Annotated in this window: 9 protein-coding genes and 1 pseudogene; all 10 read right to left on the bottom strand. The window is 69.3% G+C overall.

The window, feature by feature from the left end:
* Window positions 1–692 (bottom strand): annotated as a pseudogene (locus VF542_RS15405) (hypothetical protein); the annotation flags it as partial.
* A 110-nt stretch (window positions 693–802) separates the two neighbouring features.
* Window positions 803–1582, bottom strand: coding sequence for a DUF2182 domain-containing protein (locus tag VF542_RS15400; RefSeq protein ID WP_408652581.1), 780 nt, complete (start codon window positions 1580–1582; stop codon window positions 803–805).
* The gene (locus tag VF542_RS15395; protein ID WP_408652580.1) at window positions 1582–3036 is read right to left on the bottom strand and encodes a tyrosinase family protein; all 1455 of its coding nucleotides are present in this window, start codon (window positions 3034–3036) and stop codon (window positions 1582–1584) included. The genes VF542_RS15400 and VF542_RS15395 overlap by 1 nt, the downstream gene beginning before the upstream one ends.
* Before the next feature lie 167 nt (window positions 3037–3203).
* Entirely contained in the window at window positions 3204–4577 is a 1374-nt protein-coding gene (locus VF542_RS15390) for a M23 family metallopeptidase (protein WP_408652579.1), read from the bottom strand.
* 325 nt (window positions 4578–4902) lie between these two features.
* Complete coding sequence (locus VF542_RS15385) at window positions 4903–5334, bottom strand: PIN domain nuclease (protein ID WP_408652578.1); 432 nt, start codon at window positions 5332–5334, stop codon at window positions 4903–4905.
* Window positions 5325–5546 (bottom strand): FitA-like ribbon-helix-helix domain-containing protein, encoded by a 222-nt coding sequence (locus VF542_RS15380; RefSeq protein ID WP_408652577.1) that lies wholly within the window; start codon window positions 5544–5546, stop codon window positions 5325–5327. Before VF542_RS15380 ends, VF542_RS15385 begins: the two co-directional genes overlap by 10 nt.
* Before the next feature lie 136 nt (window positions 5547–5682).
* Complete coding sequence (locus tag VF542_RS15375) at window positions 5683–8445, bottom strand: amino acid adenylation domain-containing protein (protein WP_408652576.1); 2763 nt, start codon at window positions 8443–8445, stop codon at window positions 5683–5685.
* Window positions 8446–8486: 41 nt separating this feature from the next.
* Window positions 8487–9362 (bottom strand): SDR family oxidoreductase, encoded by an 876-nt coding sequence (locus VF542_RS15370; RefSeq protein ID WP_408652575.1) that lies wholly within the window; start codon window positions 9360–9362, stop codon window positions 8487–8489.
* Window positions 9359–10072 (bottom strand): thioesterase II family protein, encoded by a 714-nt coding sequence (locus VF542_RS15365; protein WP_408652574.1) that lies wholly within the window; start codon window positions 10070–10072, stop codon window positions 9359–9361. Before VF542_RS15365 ends, VF542_RS15370 begins: the two co-directional genes overlap by 4 nt.
* Window position 10073: 1 nt before the next feature.
* Window positions 10074–10578 (bottom strand): thioesterase II family protein (locus VF542_RS15360; RefSeq protein ID WP_408652573.1); only part of this gene is annotated, 505 nt, incomplete at its 5' end.

The raw sequence follows: 10578 nt of genomic DNA, 5'->3' as shown, positions 1-10578 counted from the left end.
CTGAAGGTGATGGCCTCGCCCGCGCCGCTCACCTTGAACGGGATGTTCGCACCGCCCGGTGTTCCACCGGCGCCGTAGTTGACGTCCCAGGACAGGCCGACGGTTGCCTTGACCTGGTAGCTGCCCGGCGGGATCGCGGTGGTGGTGAAGGTGTAGGTGCCGTCCCCGTCCGGGTCCTGCAGCCACGACCTCAGGCAGTCCGGGGACCAGTCGGCGGGACAGCCGAGTTCGGACTGGAAGTCACCGGCGGCCGTCACGATCGGGGTGCTGAGGTCATCGGTCACCCAGTGCGTGGCGTTGTCGTAGTAGAACGTGACGTTCTTGCCGCCGGCCGGGACGGTGATCGCGATGTTGGGACCGTTCTGCACGCCGCCCTTGCCGTAGTTGACGTCGAAGCTCTTGTTCAGCGCGGCCTTGTACTCATAACTTCCCGCTGGCAGTGCCAGGGTGAGCGACCAGATGCCGTCATTGCCGCGCTGGGCCAGCTGCAGCTGCGAGCACTCCGGTTGCCAGTCGCCGGGGCAGCCGACCTCACTGCCGAAGCTGCCGGGCACCGACACCGCGCCCGGCTGAGGATCGGCGGCGCGGGCAGGCCCGGCCGCGCCGAATGTGGCGATCAATGCCGCGATCAGGACGGTGGGTATCAGGAGGGCCATCCGGCCGGTCAGCAGGTTCCGCGGCGTCCGACGCATCATGGTGCTCCTTACCTGGTACCTCCCTCGCCATGCCGAAAGCAGTCGGTCACAGCGAGTAAGAGCGGCTTCTCGACGCTAGCAACTCCTTCCAGGCATGGGAAGGACCATCAGGAGATGCCCAGGGCCAGCGTCCAGACCGCGGCGACGCCCAACGCGACCGCGGCGAGCCGGGTCACGCGGCCAGGCCGTTCCAACAGCCGCTCAAGGGTGGAAACCGCGCACAGCACCACACTCCACAACAGTTGTCCGCTCGGCGCCACGACCATGACCAGCATCAGGCACCAGCACGATCCCAGGCACGCACCGCCGTTGCGGAGGCCGAACGTGAGCGCGGCCTTCTCCGCCCGCCAGCCTCGCGGCGGCAGCGGGACGCTTCGGTGACATCTGCGCAGCCAGTGCCGCTTGTACGGCGTGAGCTGCCAGGCCGCGGCGATCCCCAGGACCGCACAGAACAAAGCCGGTTCGCCAACGCCGGAGGCCAGCGACGAGCCTGCCAGGACGACGATCGCAAAGGCGGTCCAGACGGCCAGGTAGGCCAACCCGAACTCGGCCATGGCACGCTGCTGACGCCAGCGGAGGCTGTTCACGCCGGTGTGCCGGATACCGCTCAACGCGGCCGGACCCATCATCGCCACCGTCATGATGATCAGGTGCGACAGCTGGTCAGCACCCGGCCACCTGCCGGCCGGCGCCGCCATGTCCGGCATGGACAGCAACGCCCCGGTCATCGCCGCGCCGCCGTGTGAGCTGTCGAGCACCAGTAGCAGCACCCAGGCGAGCCCGACGACCACGGCAGCGCCCAGTTCTGGACGCCGCCGCCTCAGCCGGTGCAGAGTGCGCGGTCGCGGCCGGTACGCCGCCCCGACGCCGACACCGGCGTTGGTCATCACGCGAAGTGGACGCTGACGCGGCCTATCGTGACGGGCAGGTCGGGATGGGCCACGTCGGCCATCGGGGGAGCCAGCTCATCCTCACCGCTCGGCGGCTGCAAGGTCAGCGGCCGGAACGTCACCTGCAACTGCTCACCCTCCTGCCAGCCGCCCGCGCCGGCGAGCTGGTCGAGCAGATCGGTGATCTCCATCGACAGCCGCAACCCATGGGGGCTTTCGTCCCCGCGCGGGTTCCTTGCCCGTTCGACACCGAACAGCGAAACATTGCCCACATGGTGCTCGGCGATCTGCTCGTCGCTCGGATCCTCGGGAAGGTTGAGGTAGACCCCGTACACGGTGCCGGGATTGCGCTCGGCAGTGATGTCCTCGATGTCGAGGAAAGCACGGTGCTCGTGGTCGGCAGCGGGTGCCTCATCCTGCAATGCCTGAGTGACCCCTGGGTCGATCGTGACGGGCACCCGATGGGTGAGGCCGACCAGCTGAACAGGATCGTCGGTGGCACCGACTAGCTGGCGAACCTCAGGCGCCGGGCCCACCTGGGCCGGCTCCGGGGGAATCTCACGTCGTTGCGGCCAGGGCCTGGGCCAGTTCACGGGCAACCTCAACTTCTCTATCGGAGGCCAGGGGATCCGCATCCGGTACGGCAGATGATCGTAGGTGTAGCTGAGCTGCCCGATCGTGTCCACCACCCCACCGTCGGTGAGCGAGGCTGGCACGCCACCCACATCGACGAACTGGAAGGACTTCCCGTCCCACGGTGCGCCGGGGTTTGCGTGGTGCTGCGCCCAGAGCCACCAGAGATGGTCGATGTTGGCGTGGTGCAACCAGAAGATCGGGTCTTCGGCGGCAGTGTCCGGATCGCCCATCAGACCGCCGATAGCCACGTGCACATCATTGTGGGGGGTCTGTTCGAGCCGTCCGGTTTGTCCCCAGAACTGACCCGCCGACGAGGTGACCCCGCCGCCGAACTCGGCCGCTCCGATGTATTGCGGGCGGCTCATCGCGAAGGCCGGTGAGGTGATCGCGCCGGGCAGGCCCGCGCCGGCATTGATGCCCGGCCTACGGTTGTTGACGTAGAGCGGGTTCGGCGTCCCGTCCGGCCGGTTCGGATTGCGGAATGCCAGTGGCAGGGTGTTGTGGTCGCCGCCTCCGTCGTAATTCCAGTACGGCAGGGCCCAATTCTCCGGTCCGCCGTTGGCGATGACCTGAGCGCGAACGATGCGCTCGAAGTAGTAGAGGTACATCCGGTGCCAGGAGACGAAGTACCAGCTGCCGTGCCTGCACTGATTCCATTGGGGAAGCGGCGGAACGCTGTAGGTGCCGTGGATCGCGGCCTGGTAGGCCCAACTCGTCGGGTCGCTCTCAGGTTTGGCTTTCATCGCAGCCACAGCGTCGGCGTAGGCGGTGATTACCGGGTCATCCTCTGCCAGTGTCCAGACATCCACCCGCACGAATATAGGAGACATGGTCGACCTCCTGCTGCTTGGAGTTCGGGGGTCATACCGGCTTACACCCACTGATGCATTGTGACAAGGGGAAAGCGTCTCGAATTCGATAGCGAGCGGGGGTCAACCGGACAAAATCTGCTGTCCTGCTGCCACATCTCCGACGGGCTTGCTCATATGCTGACGCCGCGGCGGGCCAGGAATACCTGAGGGTCCACGGGCGGTCCCGACATCCCGCCGATCCGGACCTCCAGGTGCAGGTGCGGACCGGTGGAGTGGCCCTCGGTGCCGACGTAGGCAATGTTCTGTCCGACCCGGACCGACTGCCCGGGTGAGACTGCCAGCACCTTCATGTGGCCGTAGATGGAGGTGAAGCCATTGCCGTGATCGATCACGACCCAGTTGCCGAAGCCCTGCGCGGGACCCGCCGCGACCACGGTTCCGGCCCCGATCGCATAGATCGGCGTTCCGTACGAGGCGGCCAGGTCATCGCCGGGATGGAACTCCCCCCAGCGCATGCAGAAGCAGGTCGACATGTAGAAGCTGCCGGCCGGCAACGGCAGCGTCCAGGGCTGGTCGTCCTCCGGTGGCGCGGCCGAGGGCGGCGGCGCCGGATTGGACGCCGGCTGGTCGGAGGAGTTGGCCGAGCGCTGGCGGGCGGCTTGTTGCTGGCGGCGCAGCGCTTCCTGGCGAGCCCATTCGGCGGCCTGCCGGGCACGCTCGGCAGCCTGTCGCGCTCGTTCAGCCGCCCGCCGGGCACGTTCGGCCGCGATCCGGGCTTGTTCCTGGGCCAGCCAGCGCTGGTAGGCCTGGCGCTGGTTGGTCAGGCCGGCAAGCTTCGCCGCCGCGGCGGCGGTCTGCTCGGTCAGCTCCGTGCGGCGCTGGGTGAACTCGGCCTGCTGCTGGCGGAAGGTGGCGAGCTTGGCCATCGCCCGGGTCTTCTGCACCTCGGCCTGCTTCTGCAGCACCTCGGCCCGGCTCAGCGCCACCTTGCGGGCTGCCTCGGCGTTCGACAGCGCCACCGTGTTCGTCTGAGCGGTCGCCAGCCGGTGCTGCCGGGCGTTGCCGAGGTAACGCTGGTAGGCCATCGCCTGCAGTGCGCCGCTCGGGTCGTTGCTCGACAGCAACGCGGTGATCGAGGGCCGGCGCCCGTAGACGTACTGGCTGAAGACGTAACCGGCGATCTGCTTGTGTGCCTCGGCGACCGTGGTGCGGGCGGTGGTGACCGCCTGGTCGGCGGCGGCTACGTCGGCGACCGCCTGCTGCAGCGCGATGTTGGTCGCGTCGTAGGCGGCGATCGCTGCATCGGTGTCGGCAGCGGCCCGTGTCAGCTGGCCTTGCAGCAGGACCAGCTGTCCCGACACCGTGCCGAGCTGCTGTGCGGCCTGTTGCTTGCGGGCCTGGGCGGCGGCAAGTTGGGCGTCGGTGGGATTGACGGGCTTCGGCGCGGCCCCGGCCGGGGCGCTGAGCACGCTCAGCAGCACACCGATCAGGGCGACGGCGACCACGGCGGCATTGCCGGCCTGCCGTGCGCTACGCAACGCCACCCGATGCTCTCCTCACCAGTGAGCCGGCGGCATGGGGCCACCGGCGCCGACAGCATGTCACATTGATCACAACTGTTCCGTGAGCCTCATCAGTCACAGATCGGCGAGTTCTGCCTGCCGCCGGAACAGGCCGGTCGTGACACCGACACTTCCCCATTCGACGGGACAGGCCGGTAGCTGAGCCCGCGACGGGGTGATCGGCGGATCGTCGCCGGGCCTGGCCCGATTGATCGATCAGGTCAGGGCTGGTGACTTGTCGAACCGTGGCATAGCGTCTGCCGCCCAGCGGTGTTCGTCACTACTTCCGGGCGCCACTCTCTCGTCGCTATTCAAGGCCAAGTCGTTCGATCGGTTGCTGCGTGATCTCAGCGATCAACTCGAAGTCCTTATCGACATGCAGTAACGAGAGCCCCGCCAGCTCGGCGGTGGCGGCAATGATGAGATCCGGGATTGACGGCGCCCGATGGTGACCCTGTCTGGCGAGCAACTCCTGGACCTCGATGGCTCGGGCTTCACCCCTGGGCGTCATGTTCTCGATCGGCATCGCCGCGATGGGTGGTCTGCGCAGTTTCGCGCGTAGATCGTCTGCCGACCTTGCGGAGAACCCAACCTCCAAGACCGTGACGGTGGCGATACGCACCAGGCCTCGATCTATGCGGGACACCCAGTCCGAGGCATCCGAACTTTCATGCAGCCTGACCAGTGCGGACTTGTCGATGAGCCAACGCCGCGATTCTGCAGCCGTCGTCACGTCCACGCCTGGCGCATGACCTCTGGATCTGCCAAGTCCCGGAAGGTCTCGGTGAACCATCGCAGATCCTCCATGGTGACCTTTGCAGTCGATCGCTGAGCATCCTGGGCAAGCTGTCGGCGCAGATACTCGTTACGGGACAGGCCCAGCCTGGCAGCACGTGAATCGAGCGCCGCGAGAACATCGTCAGGAACGTCGCGGATCAGGACGTCGGACATGGTTCACCTCCTGCTGATATCCTACGCTATCATCCGCGCGCTGCGCCGCTCTCCAGGCTCCGGAATCCGGCGGACGGGCGGCGGTTGCGGCTGGACGTTGCGCGGGCGCACGTTCAGGCGGCGCTGCCGAACCTGCTCACGCCCGCTCGAGCACCGCGGCCAGGCGCCGCACCGTCCGGTTGAGGTACAGCTGCCGCAACGGCGGCGTCGGCAGGCCGACCGAACGCATTGCCGCGAACAGCTGGACACCGAGCAGCGAGTTGCCGCCGAGGGCGAAGAAGTCGTCGTCGAAACCGACCCGGAAGCCGAACACCTGCTGCCACACCGCGTGCAGCCTCGCCTCGATGTCGTCGCCGTCGATCTCCGTGGGATCCGGTGCGCTCGCGCCGATCGGTTCCGGCAGCCGGGTCACGTCGACTTTCCCGTTTGCGGTCAAGGGCAGCGCCGGCAGCGCGGTGAGGGTGCCGGGCACCATGTACTCCGGCAGGAAGCGGGCCAGGTGCTCGCGAACCTGCTCCACCGCACCACCGCCGGACAGCACGACATAGCCGTCCAGCCGGGCCGCGGCGGAATCACCGCTGTCCTGCCGCAGCAGGACGGCCGCCGCACCGACGCCGGGCGCGTCCAGCAGCCGGGCCCGGATCTCGCCCAGCTCGATGCGGAAACCCCGCAGCTTGACCTGATTGTCCAGCCGTCCCAGGTGTTCCAGCCGCCCGTCGGGCAGCAGCCTGCCGCGGTCTCCGCTGCGGTACCGCGGCCCGGATGCATAGGGATCCTCGACGAATCGTTGCGCCGTCAGCTCCGGACGGCCCAGGTAGCCCGCGGCCACGCCGGCACCGCCGACGTAGATCTCACCGGGCACCCCGGGCGGCACCGGGCGGCCGTCCGGGTCGTGCACGCTCAGGTGCCATCCGGGCAGCGGGTGGCCCACCGACCGGGAGCCGGTCAACGCCTCCCGGCGCCCGAGGGTCTGGGCGCTGACGTGCACGGTGGTCTCGGTGATGCCGAACATGTTCACCAGCCGGCACCCGGTCTCGGGATGGCGGTCGAACCAGGACAGCAGCGGCCGGGTGTCCAGCGGCTCGCCACCGAAGATCACCAGTCGCAGCGAGTCCGGCAGCCGGCGCTGCCGATCGACCTCGCTGAGCTGGCTGAAGGCACTGGGAGTCTGGTTCAGCACGCTCACCTGCTCGGTGTGCAGGAGCTCGGCGAACTGCCGCGGGTCACGCGAGGTCCAGTGCGGCACGACCACCAGCCGGCCGCCGGTACTCAGGCAACCCCAGATCTCCCACACCGAGAAGTCGAACGCGCTGGAATGAAAGAGCGTCCAGACGTCGGAGCCGGCGAACCTGTACTCGTCCCTGGTGGCGGCCAGCAGGCTCAGCACGTTGCGGTGCGAGACCACGACGCCCTTGGGGCGGCCGGTGGAACCGGAGGTGTAGATGACATAGGCGGCATCGTCGGCAGCTTCGCTGCTCACCGGCGCGGTTGCCGGCCAGTCCTCGGCCTGCAGCGCGTCCGGGTGCAGCAGCCGCACCCCGGCAAGCTCCGGAAACTCCGCCGACCCGGTGATCACCACCGCGAGCCCGGCGTCGGTCACGGTGTAGGACAGCCGCTCGGCGGGATAGCCGGCATCCATCGGCACGTAGGCGGCGCCGGCCTTGAGCACCGCGAGCAGCATCACCACCAGGTCGAGCGAGCGTTCCAGGCATACCCCGACCCGGTCACCGGGCTGGACGCCGGACGCGCGCAACGCCTGTGCGCCACGATTGGCCCGCTCGTCGAGGTCGCGGTAGCTCAACCGCTGCTGCTCGAAGCACAGCGCGACCGCCTCCGGGCGGGATCCGGCCTGTGCCCGTACCAGCTCCTCGATCCGCCGGCCGGCAACGGCTGCCGGTAACGGCTGGCCCAGGCCGCCCAGCTCGGCCAGCTCCAGCAGGTGCTGCTCATCCAGGAGTGCCACGTCGCCGACCGGTGCGTCCGGCGCGGCGAAGGCCAGGTTGCGCTGCGCCGTGCCCAGCATCCGGACGAGCCGCTCGACCACGGCGGGGTCGAAGGCGCTGTGCCGGTACCAGCAGGTGCCCCGCGCCGAGCCGTCCGGCACCATGCCATCCGACACCGTGTCGCCGTCGTCTTCGACCCAGACCGACAGGGCATGCGCCGGCTGCGCGAACGGCCGGATCTCGCTGACCGCCAGCCCGATGACCGGAGCCGCGCCGGTCACCGGATGCGCCATTGCCTGGCAGGCGTCAGCCAGGTAGTCCGCCACCTTGGTGTCGGCGGCACAGTCGAATTCCATGCTGTGCAGGGGATCCAGCCCGATGCTGACCCGCTGCTGCCCGGTGCACCTGGCGAGCACCAGGCCGAGCGCGGCAGCCAGCGTGACAGCGAGCGATGCCCCACCAGCCCTGTCCACGGTGAACGACTGCGCTCCGACGGTGCCCGCGCCGCTCCGGCCGAGGCCCCAGTCAGGCAGATCAGCTCGGTCCAGGCTGGCCAACCCGGCACGCAGCCGCTCGTCGAGTCCGGTGTCCAGCCGCATCGGCACCGGCTCGGTGAGCACCGCTCTGGCCACGGAGCGGGGGTCGGTAGCCATCGCCCGGTGCGCGACGGCGACCAGTTCGGTTGCGCCGTCGGCGAAGCGCAGCAGCACGACCCGGACGCCCGGGCCGGCCTGCGGGTCCACCGGGCGTGACAGCTCGCGTTCCCGGCGGCGGACCGCGACAGCTGACTCCGCGCCTGCCGGCACCTCTTCCACCCAGAGCCGGGTCCCGGTCGCCAGCCGGACGTTCTCGCGCAACCGGTCCTCATCGGCACCGGTTTCCAGCCGTACCGCGACCGCCTGGCACAGCCGGGCCGCCGCCGTCATCAGCTCAGCTGTCATCGGCTCAGTGGTCATCGGCTCAGCTGTCATCGGTTCAGCTGTCATCGGTTCAGTGGTCATCGGCTGGTGAACCCGCCGTCGACGGACACCACGCTGCCGGTCACCTGGCGGGACTCGTCCGAGGCCAGCCAGAGTGCTGCGCCCGCCACGTCGTCCGGCTCGATCAAGGCATTCATCGGCTGCGCGGTGACGAAGGTCTGCTCATGCTCGTCCACCGGGACGTCCAGCGACCGCGCGATCTCACCCAGCATCCGGCCCTCCACCGCCGGGTCGTCGCGCACCGAGCCGGGACACAGGGCGTTGACCCGCACCTTGAACGGTGCCAGGTCCAGCGCCGCCGCCTTGGACAGCCCCACCAGCGCGTGCTTGGCGGTGACGTAGCCGGCGAAGTTTCGGTAGCCCACCAGCCCCGCGGTCGAGGCGACATTGATGATGCTGCCGCAGCGCTGGTGGCTCATCACCTTTCCGACCGCCCGGATCATCCGCCAGGCGCCGGAGACATCGACGTCGAGCATCAGGTCCCACTCGTCGGCCTCGATGTCGTGCACCGCCTTGCCCGACGGTGCGGCGATCCCGGCGTTGTTGAGCACCACGTCGATGCGGCCGAACCGGTCCAGCGCGACCTCGACGGCTCGCTGGACCGCGTCCAGGTCGCGCACGTCGGCCTGCACGCTGAGCACGGTCGACGCCGGGCCGCCCGCCTCCCGGCACAGCTGGGCGGTGTGCTCCAGCTGGCTGCTGGTGCCCAACGGGTAGGGCACCCCCGACAGGTCGTGGCCGATGTCGAGCAGCAGCAGGTCGGCACCGGATCGGGCGAACGCCACCGCGCAGGCACGGCCGATGCCACGTGCCGCGCCGGTGATGATCGCCACCTTGCCCGCCAGCCGCCGGTCGGCTGCCGGAGCCAGGTCCGCGGCCGGCACGGCCCTCATCGCGACACCGCCGGGGCGAGTTCGGAGTCCATCAGCCGGACCAGCTCGGCCGGTGAGTCGACGAGGTACATGTGGTTGCCCGGCACCTCCCGCAGCTGGCAGCCGGCGGTACTGGCCGCGTTCCACTCGGCCGCCTGCTCCCGTGACACCAGCTCGTCCTGGCTGCCCCGGATGGAGGTGATCGGCACATCGAGCAACCGGTCCGGTGGCGCCAGGTAGTTCTCGTGCATCTCCACGTCCGCGCGCAGGGTCGGCAGCAGCATCTCGCGCAGCTCCGGATGCTCCAGCGCCGGATGGCTGTAGCCGGCGAAACCCCGTACCTGGGAGAGGAAGTCCTCGTCGGTCATCCCGGTGGCCCGGTTCTCGCGCCGGGTCCACGGTCCCGGCGAGCCGCTGACGAAAACCCGCACCAGCTCGGGCCGGGGCAACTGGCGCAGCCGGTGCGCCAGCTCGAAGGCCAGCACCGCGCCCAGGCTGTGGCCGAACACCGCGACGGCCGGGCTGCCGGCCACCAGGTCGAGCGCGATCGGCAGCAGGTCATCGACCGCCGCGACCGCGTCGGTGAAGGCCGGCTCGTCGAAGCGCTCCTCGCGCCCGGGCAGCTGCAACGGGCAGATCCGGACGAGCTCGCTGGGATATTCCTGCGCCCGCCGGAACGCCGAGGCGCCCGCCCCGGCGAACGGCAGGCACAGCACCGGGATCTCGTCCATGTCAGCCCTCCAGCTCGGCGGCCGAGGACCAGGCGTCCTGGATCAGCCCCGCGGTCGCGCCGGGATTGGTCCGTACGAAGTAGTGCCCACCCACCGGCACCCGGCAGAACCGGACGTCGGAGGCCAGCAGCTTCCAACCGGCGTAGTCCTCACTCGCCCGGGCCAGGCCGGGGTCGTCGTCGGCGGCCACCACCGTGACCGGCGTCGCCAGCTTCCAGGCCGGGCCCTCGGCGACCGTGTCGATGAAGTAGCGGTACCCGCCGCCCACGTCATGCCGGAAGATCCGGCCCATCAACGCGGTGTGCTGGTGGTCCAGGCCGTCCAGGTCGGTGTAGCCGGTCTCCTCGACCATGTAGCGGATGATCCGGGAGTCACTCCAGCTGTCCATCACGTCGATGTTCTGCTGCATCTCGGGCACCGGAGGCAGCAGCTTGGACCCGATGAACACGTGCCGCAGATCGAAGCCCTGGTCCTCCAGCCGCCGCGCCAGCTCCACCGTGACGGCC

The sequence above is a fragment of the Jatrophihabitans sp. genome (assembly GCF_036389215.1).
GTDB lineage: Bacteria > Actinomycetota > Actinomycetes > Mycobacteriales > Jatrophihabitantaceae > Jatrophihabitans_A.
This window is presented reverse-complemented; position numbering and strand designations above follow the sequence as displayed.